Annotated in this window: 20 protein-coding genes and 1 riboswitch; of the genes, 4 read left to right on the top strand and 16 right to left on the bottom strand. The window is 43.8% G+C overall.

Translation table 11 applies throughout. From position 1 onward, the window contains the following. Positions 1-88: 88 nt before the first annotated feature. Entirely contained in the window at positions 89-373 is a 285-nt protein-coding gene (locus tag N6H06_RS20505; RefSeq protein WP_011247790.1) for a YutD family protein, read from the bottom strand. A gap of 136 nt (positions 374-509) precedes the next feature. Here N6H06_RS20505 and N6H06_RS20500 point away from each other — a divergent pair, with 136 nt between their 5' ends. Then, on the top strand, positions 510-1,055 hold the full coding sequence (locus N6H06_RS20500) for a YhcN/YlaJ family sporulation lipoprotein (protein WP_212954106.1): 546 nt from the start codon (positions 510-512) through the stop codon (positions 1,053-1,055). Positions 1,056-1,148: 93 nt separating this feature from the next. Here N6H06_RS20500 and lipA read toward each other — a convergent pair whose 3' ends face one another. Then, entirely contained in the window at positions 1,149-2,078 is a 930-nt protein-coding gene (gene lipA / locus N6H06_RS20495) for a lipoyl synthase (protein ID WP_062749883.1), read from the bottom strand. Between the two features lie 199 nt (positions 2,079-2,277). Here lipA and N6H06_RS20490 point away from each other — a divergent pair, with 199 nt between their 5' ends. Further along, a complete protein-coding gene (locus N6H06_RS20490) occupies positions 2,278-3,288 on the top strand; it encodes a M23 family metallopeptidase (protein ID WP_062749942.1) in 1,011 nt (336 codons plus the stop codon). Between the two features lie 53 nt (positions 3,289-3,341). Here the strand turns inward: N6H06_RS20490 and N6H06_RS20485 are convergent, their stop codons facing one another. The 12 genes from N6H06_RS20485 to N6H06_RS20430 all read right to left on the bottom strand — a co-directional run bounded on the left by N6H06_RS20485 (position 3,342) and on the right by N6H06_RS20430 (position 13,543). Beyond that, positions 3,342-4,976, bottom strand: coding sequence for a Na+/H+ antiporter NhaC family protein (locus N6H06_RS20485; protein ID WP_263707844.1), 1,635 nt, complete (start codon positions 4,974-4,976; stop codon positions 3,342-3,344). An 89-nt stretch (positions 4,977-5,065) separates the two neighbouring features. Then, positions 5,066-5,239: riboswitch (Lysine riboswitch) on the bottom strand. 77 nt (positions 5,240-5,316) lie between these two features. Next, entirely contained in the window at positions 5,317-6,081 is a 765-nt protein-coding gene (yunB, locus tag N6H06_RS20480; RefSeq protein WP_062749885.1) for a sporulation protein YunB, read from the bottom strand. A 55-nt stretch (positions 6,082-6,136) separates the two neighbouring features. Continuing rightward, the gene (locus tag N6H06_RS20475) at positions 6,137-6,625 is read right to left on the bottom strand and encodes a dihydrofolate reductase (RefSeq protein WP_263707843.1); all 489 of its coding nucleotides are present in this window, start codon (positions 6,623-6,625) and stop codon (positions 6,137-6,139) included. After that, complete coding sequence (locus N6H06_RS20470) at positions 6,622-7,416, bottom strand: thymidylate synthase (RefSeq protein WP_263707842.1); 795 nt, start codon at positions 7,414-7,416, stop codon at positions 6,622-6,624. Before N6H06_RS20470 ends, N6H06_RS20475 begins: the two co-directional genes overlap by 4 nt. A 29-nt stretch (positions 7,417-7,445) precedes the next feature. Further along, positions 7,446-7,757: a YunC family protein gene (locus N6H06_RS20465; RefSeq protein WP_094426374.1), complete on the bottom strand. Its 312-nt coding sequence runs from the start codon at positions 7,755-7,757 to the stop codon at positions 7,446-7,448. A gap of 54 nt (positions 7,758-7,811) precedes the next feature. After that, positions 7,812-9,158, bottom strand: a complete 1,347-nt coding sequence (locus tag N6H06_RS20460; RefSeq protein ID WP_263707841.1) for a bifunctional metallophosphatase/5'-nucleotidase — start codon at positions 9,156-9,158, stop codon at positions 7,812-7,814. Between the two features lie 44 nt (positions 9,159-9,202). Next, positions 9,203-10,048 (bottom strand): sulfite exporter TauE/SafE family protein, encoded by an 846-nt coding sequence (locus N6H06_RS20455; RefSeq protein WP_258184696.1) that lies wholly within the window; start codon positions 10,046-10,048, stop codon positions 9,203-9,205. 77 nt (positions 10,049-10,125) lie between these two features. Continuing rightward, positions 10,126-10,977, bottom strand: a complete 852-nt coding sequence (locus tag N6H06_RS20450; RefSeq protein ID WP_263707840.1) for a DUF72 domain-containing protein — start codon at positions 10,975-10,977, stop codon at positions 10,126-10,128. 199 nt (positions 10,978-11,176) lie between these two features. Beyond that, a complete protein-coding gene (locus N6H06_RS20445; RefSeq protein ID WP_263707839.1) occupies positions 11,177-11,560 on the bottom strand; it encodes a DUF5082 domain-containing protein in 384 nt (127 codons plus the stop codon). Positions 11,561-11,571: 11 nt separating this feature from the next. Further along, the gene (locus N6H06_RS20440; RefSeq protein ID WP_062749892.1) at positions 11,572-12,024 is read right to left on the bottom strand and encodes a PH domain-containing protein; all 453 of its coding nucleotides are present in this window, start codon (positions 12,022-12,024) and stop codon (positions 11,572-11,574) included. 206 nt (positions 12,025-12,230) lie between these two features. Then, positions 12,231-12,545: a hypothetical protein gene (locus tag N6H06_RS20435; RefSeq protein ID WP_263707838.1), complete on the bottom strand. Its 315-nt coding sequence runs from the start codon at positions 12,543-12,545 to the stop codon at positions 12,231-12,233. 527 nt (positions 12,546-13,072) lie between these two features. Next, the gene (locus N6H06_RS20430) at positions 13,073-13,543 is read right to left on the bottom strand and encodes a helix-hairpin-helix domain-containing protein (RefSeq protein WP_263707837.1); all 471 of its coding nucleotides are present in this window, start codon (positions 13,541-13,543) and stop codon (positions 13,073-13,075) included. Between the two features lie 298 nt (positions 13,544-13,841). Between N6H06_RS20430 and N6H06_RS20425 the strand changes: the two genes are divergently transcribed. Next, positions 13,842-14,393: a dihydrofolate reductase family protein gene (locus N6H06_RS20425; protein WP_062749895.1), complete on the top strand. Its 552-nt coding sequence runs from the start codon at positions 13,842-13,844 to the stop codon at positions 14,391-14,393. Positions 14,394-14,530: 137 nt separating this feature from the next. Here N6H06_RS20425 and N6H06_RS20420 read toward each other — a convergent pair whose 3' ends face one another. Both N6H06_RS20420 and N6H06_RS20415 read right to left on the bottom strand, forming a co-directional pair. Next, positions 14,531-15,385, bottom strand: a complete 855-nt coding sequence (locus N6H06_RS20420; protein ID WP_062749896.1) for an aminoglycoside phosphotransferase family protein — start codon at positions 15,383-15,385, stop codon at positions 14,531-14,533. Positions 15,386-15,555: 170 nt separating this feature from the next. After that, positions 15,556-16,425 carry a LysR family transcriptional regulator gene (locus N6H06_RS20415; RefSeq protein ID WP_263707836.1) on the bottom strand — a complete coding sequence of 290 codons (870 nt, stop codon included), beginning with the start codon at positions 16,423-16,425 and terminating at the stop codon, positions 15,556-15,558. 97 nt (positions 16,426-16,522) lie between these two features. Between N6H06_RS20415 and N6H06_RS20410 the strand changes: the two genes are divergently transcribed. Continuing rightward, the gene (locus tag N6H06_RS20410) at positions 16,523-17,701 is read left to right on the top strand and encodes an MFS transporter (RefSeq protein WP_062749898.1); all 1,179 of its coding nucleotides are present in this window, start codon (positions 16,523-16,525) and stop codon (positions 17,699-17,701) included. Positions 17,702-17,714: the final 13 nt, after the last annotated feature.

Genomic DNA, 17,714 nt, shown 5'->3' with positions numbered 1-17,714 from the left:
TCCTCGTTTGACAAGAAGCGTTTTCTATCATCTGAGTGCGGTTATCGATTTTGTCGACAACCTCAAAAACGGAGCTGCGCTCCGTTTTTTACATCGCTTGTTTCCTTACTTTTCGCAAGACAAAATAAGCGCAACCAAAATTGCAGTACTCGTAAAGATAGTCGGGCAACGTGCTAATTTTTTTATCGAATGTCGATTTTTTGTTTTTGTCATCAAAAAAGCCGCGCAATCGCAGTTGGTTGTAGCCCCAATCGCCGACGATGTAATCATATTTGTTCAGTACATCGCTGTACCGCGCTTTGAATGCCTCCTCATTCCAACCATTGCGCTCGTTTTCGAGAACTTCATATTCAATGCCTGAAATCGTCACCATCGTACGCACCTCAAATCGGATTGGTCTGCTGTTATTTTACCATAGGAACAAAAGACATGCTTGTCTCTAGCCATATTTTGTTACAGTTAGCTTTTCGTAAAAGTGCGCATGCTATGAATGAAAGGAGCTGGTTCTAATGAAGAATCGCTTTGTGCCTACTGTGGCAAGCCTCCTATTGCTGTGCGCTTGCACAGGCAACAATGCTGGTCTTAATGATGCAAATGGTCAACGCATGCAAACACTGGACAATGATACACTTATGGAAGAAACAGGCAGAGATTTTGGCTATGGGTTTTCCCGCTATACCGAAAACGAAGTAGGACGGGCAAATCATACCGTTGGCGCCTTAACAGTTGATAGAGGGATGCTTGCCGATGTGATCACCCGGTTAGTGCTTAGCCTCGAGCAAATTGAAGAAGCCGCAGCGCTTGTCACTGACAAATATGCGCTCGTCGTGTATGAACATCGAGCAGAGCAAATGACAGAAGAGGAAGTGGCCGAACAAGTTAAACGGGCGGCATCGGCTTCACTGCCGCGCTTTTACGAGGTATATGTGGCAAACGACCGTGCTCGCATAAGAGATATTGAGCGTTTTGCTTCACTGCCATCTGGAAATGGCTACCAACATCTTTTGCAAGATACAATCGAGACATTTAAACAATACCCACAGGGCGATCAGTAAAGAACGATTATGCTTCTTGCATAATCGTTCCACACTGTCAGCCAAACGCTCGCCTTCATTTGTTCGTCTTCGCCAATAAGCGTCAATCTTGTTTTATACGCGCTGTTGCTCCCCTTGTACTTTTCTCGCTTCCATGTTCACTTGCGCTTGGTTCACTTGTTCGTCTGCATGGTAAGACGAACGGACAAGCGGTCCTGCCTCGCAATGACTAAAGCCTTTTTGCATAGCGATTTCCTTTAACTCGGCAAATTCGTCTGGATGGTAATACTTAATCACTTTTAAATGTTTCTTTGTCGGTTGTAAATATTGGCCAATCGTCAAAATGTCAACATCATTAGCACGCAAATCATCCATCGTTTCTAAAATTTCTTCCTTTGTTTCTCCTAGGCCTACCATTAGGCTCGATTTAGTCGGAATATCAGGATGCATCTCTTTTGCTCTTCGCAAAAACTCGAGTGTACGGTCATATTTCGCTCTCGCTCTAACTTTTGGCGTCAGCCTTCTTACGGTTTCAATATTGTGATTCATAATATTCGGGCGCGCATCCATTAATGTTTGCAAGCTTGATTCATTGCCAAGCATGTCAGAAGGCAAAACTTCAATCGTGCAAAACGGGTTTTTCCGGCGTATGGCCCGTACCGTTTCGGCAAACACCGCGGCACCGCCATCTTTTAAATCATCACGAGCAACAGCGGTAATGACGACATGTTTTAATCCCATTGTCTCCACCGATTCTGCCACGCGCTCAGGCTCTTGCAAGTCAAGTTCTGTCGGCAAGCCTGTCTTGACTGCACAAAAACGGCAACCTCGTGTACAAATATCGCCGAGGATCATAAAAGTGGCCGTTTTTCGGACCGCCCAACATTCATGAATGTTCGGGCAGCGTGCTTCTTCACATACGGTATGTAGTTTTTTCTCACGCATCATTTTTTTCAAGCCTGTATAAGACTCGTTTGTATTCAGCTTGATTTTTAGCCAGTCAGGTTTGCGCATATGCTGCTCTTTTTCATCTTTTTCTGGCATTGTCACTCCCACCCTTCTGCAAATAAACCGATCTCTTCTGTTATCGTACCATGAATTCTAATTCGAACCAACAAGGGAAACGGAATTATTCCAACAAGAGTACAAACTACAACTGGTAAAGATTTTCTGTCATCATTTCATCCAATTGGCCGAAAACTATACAAAACCCCATAGAAAGGAGCTGGCACAATTGTCTTATTTGCGACGCCGTGTATGGCTATGTTTGCTTATTGTCCTTCTTAGTTTTTCTACTTTTTGGCCAGACACAGTAGCAAGTGCGCAAAAGCAGACAGATCCAAACTTACATTCAGAAAGGCTTGCTTTGTATAAAAAAATGGAAGTTCTTACGAGCGTCCCTTGGCACTATTTAGCAGCTGTCGACTCCTACGAACGGGGTTTACGGAAAGCTTTAAGGGACCGTGAACAAGCAAAAGGCCTTGTGTCCATTTATTATCCAAAAGAAGAATGGGTTGGCGCACTCAATCCAAACATAAACGACAATGATCCGACGACAATCAGCTTATTTGAAGGCATCGGCCTTGATGGCAACGGCGACGGGGAAGCGAACATCGAGGATGATGAAGACGTCCTTTATACATTTGCCCGCTATTTAGAGTCTCACGGTTATTCAGAAGAGGATTTCCGTATTGCTCTTTGGCATTTTTACCAACGGGAACAAAGCGTGAACATTGTCAGTGGCCATGCCAAAGTATATGAAACGTTTCAAACGCTCGACTTACATCAACATGCCTTTGTCATGCCCCTTCATCATAATTATAGTTACCGCAGTACGTGGGGCGACAAGCGAGGCTGGGGCGGTAGGCGCATTCATGAAGGAACCGACATTTTCGCTAATTACAATGTCCCTATCCAATCTTCTTCATATGGCATCGTAGAAACGATTGGTTGGAACCCTTACGGTGGCTGGCGTGTAGGCATACGCGACCTCGACAACATTTATCACTACTACGCCCACTTAAATGGCTATGAAAAAGGATTGGAGAAAGGATCGGTTGTTAAGGCAGGACAAGTCATCGGTTATTGCGGCAGCTCAGGCTACGGCAAACCAGGAACACAAGGAAAATTCCCGCCTCATCTTCATTACGGAATGTACAGAGACAATGGCATCACCGAATGGTCATTTGACCCATTTCCTTCATTAAAACAATGGGAGCGTGCTGCTAAAATAGCGAAAAAAAACAGTTCGTAAATCAATAAGCCTGCCAGGCTCTCGCGTTCGTCGAAATCCTGGCAGGCTGTTTATTATGATTGGGTTGCTTGCTTACCGGAAGCTTGTTTGTTTAGCGCTTGAAGGGCCAACACCGTAGCAGCGAGGAGGGCACCAGCAGCCACCCAAGCAAAAATCGGGCCAAAGAAACCAAGAACGAGAAACGCGACGCCTGCGATTATGGCCGTTAAAACCGCATAAGGCAACTGCGTCAACACATGATCCATATGGTGAGCGCCAGAACCAGCTGCCGATAAAACGGTTGTATCGGAAATCGGCGAAATATGGTCGCCAAAAATCGAACCAGCTAAAACAGCAGCAAACATTGGAATCGCCATCGACGGCTCGATCAGCGCTGCCATTTGCCCAGCAATCGGCAGCAAAATGCCAAATGTTCCCCACGACGTTCCTGTCGCAAGCCCAGAAAAGCAAGCAATGAAAAACAGCATGTCAGGCAAAAAGCCAGGATTGACGGAATCGCTCACCAGTGATGCCAAAAACGCACCTGTGCCTAGGCGATTAATCATGTCGATGGTCGTCCAGGCAAGCACTAGAATGTAAATCGCTGGCATCATCGCCGTCACGCCGGCTTTTAAGGCTCTTCCGAAGTCTGGCAAATTTGGCTTAGATGCTAACGTTGTTGCAACAGCAACGATAAAGCCAATGCAACTGCCAAGAAGCAACGAAAAGCCGATATCCGTGTACTCAAGCATATTGAGTAGTGTCGCCGGCAAGCCTTCATCAGCGGCTGCCGTCGCGCCGGTGTAAAACAAAAGCGAAGTAGTTGTGACAACAAGAGCCATGATGGGCAAAAATAGCTGATAAACGCGCCCATTTTCCATGACGAGCGCCTCATCCAAATCACCAGGCACTGCGCCTTTATCAGGGTCCGTCAACTCACCAGTCGCTTTTGCCCGATCTTCATGACGTTTCATTAAGCCAATGTCGATGTTAAATAAAATAATTAGAACGATAAACAATAACGAAATTAATGCATAAAAATTAATCGGTACTGTGTATAAAAACGCTTGGAAAGCGCCAAATTCATTTAGCTGATTTGCTGTTAAAACAGTCGCCAACGTCCCAATAATAAAAGCACCCCAGCTAGACAAAGGCGTGATCACACAAATGGGCGCTGATGTTGAATCGACAATGTAAGCCAGCTTCGCCCGGGAAACTCGGTACCGATCCGTTAACGGTCGGCTCATATTGCCGACAGTAAGGGAGTTAAAATAATCGTCGATAAAAATGATAAACCCTAACACAAATGGCAAGAACATCGATGACTTTCTCGTCGTAATCCGCGTAGAAGCCCAACGACTGAACGCTTGTCCTCCACCGGAAAAGGTAATCAGGCTCGCGACCATGCCGACCAGGATTAAGAATAAGACAATATACAATTCCCAGTCATTTAACGCAAACCCTGCATCCGTAATGGCTTGCCCAACACCGGAAAATGTAGGCGAAGCAACTGCCTCGAAGGAAAACACCAATCCGGCGATTGTTTGAAATATGCCAGCCAGTGCTTGCCCTATATGCTGGTCAAACACCATAAAGGCACCGACCAAAATCGCAATCCCGAGAGAGATTAACACTTTTCGAGTCAATATCACGAGCGTTAATGCCAGAATCGGCGGCAATAGCGACCACCATCCAAATGCATGTTCCAAAAAAACCTCTCCTTTAACGTGGCTGTTTGCTCTATAAAAAAAGACAATGATGGAGATTTCCATCATTGTCTCGCACAATAAACAGTCCCATCCATAGTAGTTCTCCACAGTTCCCTGTGACAGTCCGACACTTCTTCAATGCCGGCCCAGCTAAAAAGCAGCAGGCCCTGCTTTTTGCTTCGGCAAAAACCCCTTTCCCTTTTCTTCAAAGCTGGCCTTAGCTAGGAAAAGGTACTGATGGTGTTTGCGCCTCTACCCCATCTGGCAGATGAGGTGTTCCTATTCAATTCTGTATCAGTTTATCACATATTTTTACGCCAGACAACGACAAAATCCGACTTTATTGGCTGTCATTTTCTTCCTCGGCCTGTTCTGTATTCGCCTCAAGTGCTGGATAATTGACAATAGGCAGTTGGCCTCCATAAAATTGTGGCACTTCTCCAGAAATAAAGGCAAAACCTGCCGGCAACTCGACAGATACTGTATCGGCCGTCTCAGAAAAGGGCAAAATCACGTCCATCCCCACTTCGATCGTGACATAAAAAGACAACCTCGTATTGTTAATGCCGAGCTGCTCCGTTTCGTCCTTCATGCCTACTTTTGCATCGCCAATCAACGCAAACCGCATAGGGATGCCTGGCCCAACATCATTTAAGAGCGAGTTGTTGAGCGCTCTTCCTAAAGGAATCGTCGCCACTGTACCTTCGCTTGCCCCGTATGTATTGTCTTCATTGCGTTGGATCGCATTTATCGCCTCATGGACACGGTGCTGGACATTGCCAAGGAGCTTGTTGTATTTTTGACTATCCAATGTGACATACGTAATCTGTCCGTCTCCGTTCGTTTCAGTAATGAGCATATCGTTCATATCGGTTTTGCCTAGCTCTTCGGTTAATGCTTGCTGAATCGTATACGTCGCTATCCGCTCCATTTCCCGATGGGCGATTTGCGAAATAATCGGGCGAAGCTGATGGTCGACAAACCAGAGCCCTTGCAGGGACAAAATCGCGAATAGCACCGATGAAATGAGCAGCACATAGCGAAAAGGAAGCGGCCCTCTCTCTTGTTTTTGGCCTTTAATCGGGCCTCCTTTAAACCGTTTCATACGTCCCCCTCCTTTTCCTTACATCTCTATGCAAAAGAAAGGGGACACTTACCTGTTATTTTGCTTGTTTACGTACGTAAGTCCGATATTCGTGGGGATAGCGGTTTTTTTCATCAATTGGTCCAGCCACTCTTTCCACTAGCTCCCATTCTTGCTCAGAAAGAGGGGGGACAAACGTATCCGCTTCAAATTCTTCGTCAATAACCGTGACAATGTGTTTGTCACATATATCCCATAACAGCGCAAAAATCTCAGCACCACCTATAACGTAAATCGCTTCCTGTTTGCTGAGTTGCAGGACATCGTCAAGTGAATGGATGACCTCTGCCCCTTCTGCTTGAAAAGAGTGGCTCCTTGTGAGAACAACATTTTTGCGATTTGGCAATCGCCCACCCATAGAGTCAAATGTTTTTCGTCCCATCACAATGGTTTTACCTGTCGTTGTCCGCTTAAAATGGCGCAAATCAGCAGGCAAATGCCAAGGCAATCCGTTGTCTTTGCCGATTCCATAGTGGGCGTCTCGTGCATAAACAAACACAATCATACGGACACCTCTGCTTTAATATGCGGATGAGGATCATAATGTTTCAGTTCAAAATCGTCATAAGTAAACGCAAACAGGTCTGTTACCTCTGGATTGATGTGCATCGTTGGCAGCTGTTTTGGTTTACGCGTTAATTGAAGCTTCGTCTGTTCAATATGGTTGCTGTACAAATGGGCATCGCCAAACGTGTGGATAAATTCGCCTGGCTTTAATCCGCACACTTGGGCAATCACCATCGTTAACAGTGCATAAGACGATATATTAAAAGGAACACCAAGAAAAATATCGGCACTGCGCTGGTACAATTGGCAAGAAAGTTTTCCGTCGTTTACATAAAACTGAAACAAGCAATGGCATGGCGCAAGCGCCATTTCTTCAATCTCCGCGACATTCCACGCATTGACAATTAAGCGGCGAGAATTCGGATTCGTTTTTATTTGCTCAACCACTTCAGTAATTTGGTCGACTGTTTTGCCGTTTGCCCCTTCCCAGGAGCGCCATTGTTTTCCGTAAACAGGCCCAAGGTCGCCGTTTTCATCCGCCCATTCATTCCAAATACGAACGCCATTTTCTTGCAAATAACGGATGTTCGTGTCGCCTTTTAGAAACCAAAGCAATTCATGGATGATCGAACGCATATGCAATTTTTTCGTTGTGACAATTGGAAAACCCTTTTCTAAATCAAAGCGCATCTGGTAACCAAATACGCTAATGGTGCCAGTGCCTGTCCGATCTGATTTTGGCGAGCCGTTTTGCAAAACGTGCTCGCATAACTGCAAGTATTGTTCCATAAAAACGTCAACTCCTGTTTTCAACTCATTTACATCGATTGTTTCATTTTTAAAAGCGCGTCTTTTCCTGTCATTCCTTTGTGAATGCCTAACTCCTCACACTTGAGTGTAACAGATTCCAGCGGCGCTTCAAGCAACTGTTCAATTGTGCGAACGCCAACCGCACGTCCTGCGATAATGCCTCGTTCTTTCAGCTTTTCGTTTAACAGCTTCACGTCAAGGGCGCCACACATAATGTATCCTGTGTCGCATGTCACGGCCATAAAGTTAGTTTTCGGCAATTTGACCGTAATGGCGACAAACATTTCCTTCTCAATCGTAATTGGCTGAACATCAATCATTGGCCCCGCTCCTTTATAAGTTGTTTCACCACAACATATGAGCAGGCAAAGAAATCAGTGCCATTTTTTCAACATGTCCAGCAGAATATCGCGCAAAAATTCAGGGAGCAAATACGTTTTCTTTTTCGCCTCGGCAATTTTCGGAAACAAAAACCCAAACGTATACATATCCAATGTCGCCAGTCTGTATATGTGTTCGTCAACAATCGGTTTGCCGCAAACGAAGATTCCTTCAGGCTTGACGTCAACTCCTGTATACACCATCGTCCCGAGCACTTTCCCCCGGAAACCAAATCCTTTTAACTGCAATTGTACAATATCATCGGTTTGCGCACGCTCGATCGTTTCGATCAGCTCCGCCCCGGTCAACTCAACAATGCACGGATTAATCGGATGAGGGCAAATGCGATGAAGATCACCGTACGTGACTGGCCCTTCCGGCAAGCTTTCCAACAGCACGCCTGCATTTAGCATCCCAAGCTCAGCGCCGCACCAAGCACTCAGTTCGTCACACAGCGCTTGCGGCCCAGCCGAATGTTCGAACCATTTGACTTCCAGCTTTCGTGTAAGCACGGCCGCAGGAGCACTTAAAGCAGCTTGCGCCTTTGTTTGCAACGACTGTAGGAGCATACGCGCACCCGGATCCTCATCAAAATTCCGGGGGTCAAGCAGTTCTTCTTCTGCGGAAAGAAATTCATGGCTTCCCTCTGCAAATTCAAGCGACAATTTCCCTAAATATTGGCCATGTTTGCCCGCTTGAGCGATCAGCTTCCCACTTATGCGCTTTCCATGTGGGAGGACATGGTGTGTATGGGCACCGATAATGACATCAATTTCAGCGATTTCAGCAGCAATTTGTTCATCCCGAGGCAGCCCTAGATGGGAGAGAAGGATAAGTGCATCTGCCTTGGCAGCAACTTGTTGCGCCAACTGGCGAAGTCTATCTATAGAAAAAGCAACATCCCAACCCAACTGCTCATAGAAGTGGATCATGGAGGCAGTGTAGCCAATATAGCCGATCCGAATGCCACCTTCCATTTCATCGACCCAATAAGGCTTGACCCAGTTCGGATACGTCCCTGTTTGTTGGTCAATCAAATTGGCGGCAAGCACTTGGAATGAAGCATGCTCGTACATCTCGTGAAGCATTTGTTTGGAAAATGTCACACCTTCGTTGTTGCCAGGTACGGCAAAATCAACGCCTGCTTCATTTAAAAGCTCAATGTTTCCTTTTCCGTAAGTCGCTTCTGTAAGCGGGTTTGCCCTGTCTGCATGGTCTCCTAAATCGACATAGCGCATAAGGGGATGGCGATGCCGCTTTATATATGAGACAATCCGGGGCCATGTGGCAAAACCGCTGTGGATGTCGTTTGTATGATAAATGGTAACCGTCTTGGTCACAAAGTCGCCTCCTCTTATTTCGATCTGTTCCTGATATGTGGTGATTATAACAGGCCTTGGAGAATAAACTGCACCGCAAGCCCAATAAAGACAAGCTTCATCAACCACACGAGCAAGTTAGAGCGAATTCGTTGGTTGAGCCAAGCACCCGCCTTGCCACCAAACCACGCGCCAGGAATAAGCGCCAGCGCATAAAGCCAGTGGATGTGACCAGCCGCAAAATGGGCAGCTGAACCTGACACGGCCGAAAACAAAATAACAAGCATGGCGGTAGCGGCAGCTATTTTAGCAGGGAACCCAAACCAGACAATCATGACGGGAACCATTAACGCCCCTCCACCGACACCGAAGAGGCTCGATAAAAAGCCAACGCCAATGCTGACTAGAATGGCGGTAATAGGCGAATAGCCATAAACAAAACGATTTCCTGCTTCATCCGTGCTTTCACGAATCACTCCTTTAACAGGCGCATCTTTGCGTTTTAGCTTTCCCCGCAAAAATAAACTACCCGCAATAACGAGCATAAAAAGGCCGAAATAAAACATAAACGAATCCGTTGACAACACTTTGCTGGCGCTAGTCCCAAGAATCGCCCCAGGAACAATACCAATCAAAAAAAGAAGTGCGCTTTTCCAATCAATCGTTTTCTGTTTATGATAGGCGAGCACAGAAGAAATGCCAGTGAAAATCATAACAAATAAAGACGTGCCTGCAGCTGTTTGCGGAGAAATGACGTCGACAGCGGCAAACAAGCTACCGAGTCCAAGCAAAGCAGGCACGACGACCACACCGCCCCCAAGACCGAGCAAACTCCCAAACGCCGCTGCAGCAAAACCTACTAATACGAGCAGTACATATTCCATTAAAAAACCAGCTTTCTGTATAATCATATTTAAATATGGACACCCAAAAAGCTAGTGTCACCCTTAAACAGCACGAGGCTTAGACGCTTGCTGTTCGTGTGCTTTTAAAATAAATCCAACTGTCTTGGCGCCAGGTCCGTATATTCGATGCCCATCATCTCGATCAATGCGCGGGCGTTTTGAGCCGCATGACCACCAGAATTGTTATTAAAAATCACATAAACATGTTCACATTGTTGTCGGAGCGACTGAAGGCGCGTTTTCCATTCAGCAAGCTCCCGTTCGTTGTAATCATACAAATAGCGAACATCACGCCATTCTTGCCCTTTGCTCGGGCCATTCCAACCATGGACATTGCGTCCATGCATACGGACCAATGTCTTATGGCGGTCTGTTGGCTCGAGCACAGTTGGAATCGAGCGTGCCCCAGCTTGCGGTTCGTCACAAATGCTGTGAATCCAATTTTCCTCGCGCATCAACGCCAGCGTTTTCTCACGGTAAGCAGGCAAAAACCACGATTCATGCCTGAATTCAAGCGCGACTGGAAAATCTTTTAATTGCTCGCGCACTACACGAAGCCAAGCAACGTGTTTTTTCTGAACATCAAACCAAGGGGGAAACTGGCATAAAACCATCGCTAGTTTGCCTGCTTCCGCCATCGGTTGGATCGACTCCAAAAAAGCAGCAAACATTTCTTGTTTCGATTGAAAAGGAGAAGGCGTCTCTCCTCGCTGGTGCCCTGTTATTTCCTGATACGCTTTGACAACAAATTGAAAGGACGCCGGCGTTTCGTCTAACCACTTTCGGATCGACGATTGGGGTGGAACGGCATAAAACGAGGCATCCAACTCCACAATCGGAAAATAGCCCGCATACGTTTGCAACTTTTCTGCTGGCTTTACGCCTTCGTATAAGCTATGATGGTCACCCCAGCCGCTTAAACCTATGTAAATCACTAAAAAACGCCTCCCGCACATTTCTCTCTATTTTAACGCAATCTCTTGTAAAATGTTAGTTCCACCTATGCAAACTTACGAAACGTAGACGGACAACATAGCCATTAACATTAGAAAAGATACCACAAACGCCCAGAGAACGATTCTCTGAGCGTTTGTATGCATGAATATCGCTGGAAACCAAAAAACAGCGGCAATCCTACTCTTCCTTTTCCCTCTCGATCGCCCGTTCAAGACCAATTTGATAATTGCTTGGCAAACTGCTTTGAAAGTTGATGACATCTTGTGTAGCACTGATTTCGTTCGTCGCCTTTTCAATCGTGTTGCCGACTTCATTAAGGAGATCTTGATAAGGGCTCACCACTTCCGATTCACGCTCAGCATCAAATTCGTCCGCATGCTTCCCATACCAATTCTCTTTCGTTAATTCCAGTTCTTTAAAAGTATGTTTTGTATCGCCCATGATGATTTCCTGCCCAATTAAGCGGGCCCTGCACGCTCTTAAGCGAGCAATTTTTTCATTGGCTGCTTGGATGGCATTTTCCGTCTCCCGAATTCGATTTCGATAAAATTCAACCGACATGTGTCTTCCTCCTATCGACTATCTGCTTTCACTTGCACATCTAAATGTGGCGCACGTTTGAGCAGCTCCTGCTTAAATTCTCCCATCCGCTCAGGCGAGATTTTCACCTCTCCCTTTGGCCCATTATGCTTGATCGTGAATCCTTGAGAAGAACCAACGATTCGCTCTTTTCCAGAAAAAGGACTGCCCATCGGTTCAAGCGCTGTCATGCTTTCATAAGAGTAAAAACGGCTAATTAAACCAGCTTGAACAAACAAACCCTCTTCTTTCAACTCATATGTAATAAACACCATCCCGCCAACAAAATAAATCATTCCAATCATAAATAAAAGGCCAAAAAACAATAAACGCCCAATGGAGTCTTCGACCATGAACACAATCGCCATAATAGCAGTCAACCCCGCAACCAACGCACTGTAACCAAATACAACCTTCTTATCTCTTGATGTTTTGTATATGTTCATAAAACACCCCTCCTTTATTTGGCAGCGTGGAAGACTGTCCGTTCAAGGAATTCGTTACACACTTCTTTCCATTTAGAAAAAGAGGTTTTTTGAATGATCACATCTTCGTTTGAATGAACATCTTTGTATCTTACAAACCAAACCCCATCCCGTGCAGGCATATGGAACAACAGGCCATTTAAATTTGTTTCTGTTTGCTACCATTTTTAGATCATGTGGGGGATGTTGACTAAAATAGCGAGTACCACAAGTATCCCTATTCCTTCTAATAGGAAAACGAACCTGCCCTTTATGCCTCCAAACCTTTCGATTGCAATCTGAAATAAAAGTACAGCAAGCCCAAAGTAAGCATAATAAAATGCATTCATTATTTTATCGTATATATCTCTTGGCGTTTCTTCATACAACTTATTAACTAAAACAACAAAAGGCGTGTTTTTACCTAGAATGAGATGCAGCATAGCTATAATCAACTGAAAAGCGAGGGCTAGCCCTATTATATAACTGATAACATTTGCCAACTTTATTCCTCCCACCTCAGTTTCTAAAATTAATGGTCAAAACTGTAGGATTTATCTCTAAATAACATTTAGAAATAACTCTCGCTTATTTGTCTAGCTAAAGAAAGAAGGACCAACGCTATCATGATGAATAAAAGCCATTGAAAAGCGTAAACTACTTTTCCCTTTATTCCCTTTTAATATAATGAGAAATAGCTAACCCATAATTTTCTATATAGAAAACGTTTATACAATCTTTTGGCTGATGTTCATAAAAATTTTCTACAAAACGAGCATATGGGGTGTTTCTTCCAAACATGAGAAACATAAATGCTGTTACATATTGAAAGGCAAGACATATGGATAATAAAAACAGAACAGTAGCGTAAAGGATCATTAATTTTTCTCCTTTCCCGATTTCTGACTATCACCCAATCGATAGTAGCACCTACAAAAGCTCTCCTCTATTGGCGAATGTCACTCCAATGGATGCGCTAACTATTTCCCAGTCCCTCCAAAAAACGCCCCTATCAAAACTGTAAACACCTTTAAATGAGTTTTGTTTTCATTAGATTGTTACAAGGCTTTTTGGGCCGATCTGCTGGATATCCGTGTTCTTTTCGGTATTTTTTCCGTTCTTCTGTAAAATCCCACCACTTTTTGTTTGAATGGGGCTTTTCTGCAAAGTGGACGACTAGTCTAAGTTGATCTTCGACACAAGGGTCAACCCAGCAGCCACAATGTTGTTCCAACAAATCGGTTAACTCACTGCCACTTTTCCCCTTCACATCATTAAGATGCAAGAAACCAAGATGGACTAAGTTCTCTGCTAAGACAGGACCGATTGACGGCAAACGTTGAAATTGTGCGCTGGCCACCATTTGTTGGGCTTCTTCTACTGTTATCTCTAATATGTCAGCTAAATCGATAGGATTTATCGTATGTATAGTAGACATGCTTATTTTACTTTTTCTTAATTTTTTCTTCTGTTCGTCTGTAAGTCCAAGTTTAGCAGACACAATGAACCCTCCCAATTTTTGTGATTTACGAACTTGTGGCGTTAAAGGAAATTTGGATATTCTTTGATTCTCCTTTTTCTTTTTCACCCCTTCTACACATTGTTAGACACATCGATCTCCCTCGGTTAAACCGATCTCAACAACACTTGCTAAATGCGACTTGTTAGCAATTAAAAAGAAATCGATTCATTTCTTCTACCTTATAATAAAACGGAGTGCAAAATGGTTGCTTCGCATCTATTGACTCATTATTTTTAGTATCTCTAACGAAATTTAGTAATTGGAAAGGATGAGGCCAATGCGAAAGATTACCTTGTCAATGGTTATGTCTTTGGATGGATTTGTTGCTGGGAAAGAAGGAGATTGTTCGTGGCATGTAATGGATGAGGAAATGCACGATTTTATGGATCGCTTTTTGGATACTGTGGATACGTTATTGTATGGACGGATTGCCTACGAGAAAATGCTCCAGTATTGGCCTTCGGCTGAATTTGAGCAAACGAGCACAGAAAAAAACCGGTTATTTGCTAGGAAAATGAATCAGATGAACAAAGTTGTTTTTTCTCGCACGCTAGAAAAGGCTGAGTGGAATGCGAGAGTGGTAAAGGGAAATGTGCCTTTGGAAGCGGAAAAACTAAAGCTTCAGCCTGGTAAAAATATTGCCCTCTTTGCCGGTGCACACATTGCGCAAACTTTTATCAAACATGACTTAATTGATGAGTACCGCCTCATCGTCAATCCTGTCTGTATTGGAAAGGGACAACGGTTATTTAACAATACTACGAAAAAGCTTACATTAGTCGAATCAAAAGCGTTTCAATGCGGGAACGTGCTGTTGGTTTACCGATAAAGCGATTGGTTCGTTTCTAAAGCCTTGTCTGCGGGCTCTAGACGCTTCAAGGAACTGCAGTTGACCGCCGCCTTGCATAGCTGGAACATCCCTAAAAGAAAAGAGAGAGGCTATCCATCCATCTCTCTTTCAACTCGCTAATCTTGTAAGATTTCTTTAATTGTGAAATGAGCATTTTGACGAACGTCATCGACTTCGGAATTATACGTAATTAACGCTTTCCATAAAGCCCACCCTTTCCCGCGATTCCACGTATCTGCATCAAGACCCATTTCCTCTTTAAATATGTTTCGGCTGTCTTTGTCAAAAAATGTCCATGCCATCACTAAATCGCATGCAGGGTCGCCTACACCTGAACTGCCGAAATCAATGACACCAGCCAGTTTTCGGTTTTTGACTAATAAATTCCCTGGAGCTACGTCTCCATGCACCCACACTGACGGTTTGCTCCATTTTGAGCTTAATGCTTCTTTAAAAATTTGTGCACATGTTTTCCCATCGATTTGCTCGCCTAACGTTGCCATTGCCCTTTCTGTTTCACGTTTATAAACTGCTAAATCTCCGCCACGGAAAAAGTTATGTTTGCCTGCTAATGGGCCATTTTTACAGTCAATCGATTGCAGTTTTTTTAAGAAAGCAGCTAAATCAACGGCTAATTGTTGTAAATCAGTGTTGCTTCTGTCCAGAGTTTGGCCTTCAATCCATCGATTGACAGACCAAGAATACGGGTACAAACGAGAAGGCTTCCCTTTCGCAATTGGTACTGTTATTGGCAAGTCAAAATGAGGGGCAAGCATAGGCAACCATTTTGCCTCTTTCTCAACTTGAGGCGCGTATGCCTCATGACTAGGCAAGCGTATACTCATCGTATCGCCAAGGCGAAAAGTCCGATTGTCATGACCGCTTTTTTGCACATGTTTAATCTCTAGGTTTGACCACTCTGGAAACTGTTCATCGATTAATTTTCTCGCCAATTCAATCGTCGGTTCCATAAGCCCTCCATTTTATAACAAATTTTATTTCAGAAGCCATAAGCCTATCTGCTTGTCTTGTATTTTTCATACGACCACCCCTAATTTGTCTTTCACCTAGATTCGCTTTACATCGATGACGTTCCTGCCACTACCCAAAGCCCTGTTCTTCTGTTTAGCTCTGTTTTCGTTTAACGATCAAAAACGCGCCTTGCCTCTTTTAGAAAGGCTTGCACTGCTGGAGACGTTTTGCTGCTATTAAACGCTAAAGAAATATCACGTACATTTTTGACCGTTAGATCCCTATACTTTAGTTGACTATGAGTTTTTAGGAATAATTTTGAGCCAATCGTGATACCAAGCCCTTCTTTCACTAAGTTTGCAATTGTTGTGCAATCTTGCACTTCAAAACAAATATTGGGCTCTGTATGAGCATCTTTAAATATTTCGAATATATATGGCGCATACATGCCTTTTGGCATAATGAATGGTTCATTGGCAATATCCTTAATCGTTACAGACTCGTACTTATTTAAAAAATGCCGCTCAGAAAAAGCAACGACAATGTCATCCTTAACGAGCGGCAGCGTTTCATACGCTGTTGTCTCATTAGTCTCTATAATAAACCCGACATCAACGACCCCTGATTCTAACCAATCGTTTATTTCTTCATAAGTGCCTTCAAAAAGTACAAATTCGATATTCGGATACTTTCTCTGAAATTGAGCTAGTATCTTCGGTAGTAAACAAGCCGATGCGCTATAAAAAATGCCAAGGCGGACTGTGCCTTTCTCTATGTTAGAGGCAAAAGCAATTTCTTGATTTATTTTTTCAATCCGACTTACTATTTCCCTCATGTGAATAACCGTTTTCTGGCCTATTTCCGTAAGGCGCAACCCTTTTTTCTTGTCTCTAATTAATAACGATACACCCCATTCTGATTCAAGACTTGACACCGCATGACTAACAGCAGGTTGAGTCATGTTTAATTTTTTTGCTGCTTTCGTAAAACTCCCTAAATCGACGACAGTCGTGAAAACTTCAAATCTAGAAATGGTCATAAGTATTTGTTCATCTCCTTAATAAAAATTTAGCATTTTATTTATGAACAAACAACATATAAACTGGAACACATAATGGAAGTAAGGGAGAGTGCATATGAACAGATTATTAACATATTTGCTAGCTCTTGGTGCATTTCTAACAGGCACTGCTGAGTTTATCGTATCAGGTATATTGGAAATCATCGCCGCCGATTTTGGCGTTTCCATTTCAGCGGCTGGGCAATTATTAACTTTTTACTCGCTAGCATACGCCTTTGGGGCGCTTGTTTTAGTCTTAGCAACCGCCAAGTACAACCGAAAAAACATGCTTTTGCTTTCGCTCGCTCTCTTTTTCGTATCAAATTTAATCGCCTTTTTGAGTGTTAATTATTGGATGCTGCTAATGGCACGGATGATGATGGCTATGAGTGGCGGACTTTATATTGTCATTGCTACTCATTATGCTTCAAGCCTAGCAGTCCCAGAAAAACGAGGGAATGCAATGGCGATCGTACTCACTGGATTTACATTATCTTTGGTTGTTGGTGTCCCTATCGGCACGTTTGCGTCTGCGTATGTAGACTGGCGTTACACATACTTATTTTTAGCCTTTATCACATTGATTACACTTATCTTTTTAATGCGCCTTATCCCTTCTAAAGAAGGAAACCCAGGCACACCCCTTAAACAGCAACTGCGCATTCTAAGTGATAAACGGTTACTTACTGGTTTGACCGTAACGATTCTCTGGATTTTAGGGTACACACTATTATTTGCCTATATTGCCCCGTTCTTGAGCAAAACGGCTCATTTTTCTATTGAACAAATCAGTAGTGCGCTATTTCTCCTTGGTTTATTCGCCTTAATAGGATCACGTGTTGGCGGATTTGCTGTTGATCGGTGGGGACCCAAAAAAACAATAAGCATCAGTTTAATGGTTCATACGCTTGCCTTAATAAGCATGTTTTTCGCCGTAAACAGGCCAAATATACTATTATTAACGATCATGATATGGGGGGCAGCGACCTGGACTACGACACCTGCAAACCAATATTATTTAACGTCGTTAAAACCACGTTCTTCCGAGATCGTATTAAGCTTTCATACCGCTTTGATGAACATCGGTATGACGTTAGGGGCTGCCTTTGGCGGTTCGGTTATTGCTTCTTTCCCAATAACTTATTTAACCTTGATCGCGTCTTTGTTTGTTTTTTTGGCTTTCATCACAGCTACGATCTCATTCCGCTTACATCATCAGGAACGAAGTCGTTTACGTTCCGGACAAGATAGATAGCTGCAAGATAATC

It is taken from the genome of Shouchella tritolerans, assembly GCF_025770735.1.
GTDB classification, from domain to species: domain Bacteria; phylum Bacillota; class Bacilli; order Bacillales; family Bacillaceae_D; genus Shouchella; species Shouchella tritolerans.
The sequence above is the reverse complement of the archived record's forward strand: the minus strand, read 5'-3'. Positions and strand labels throughout refer to the sequence as shown.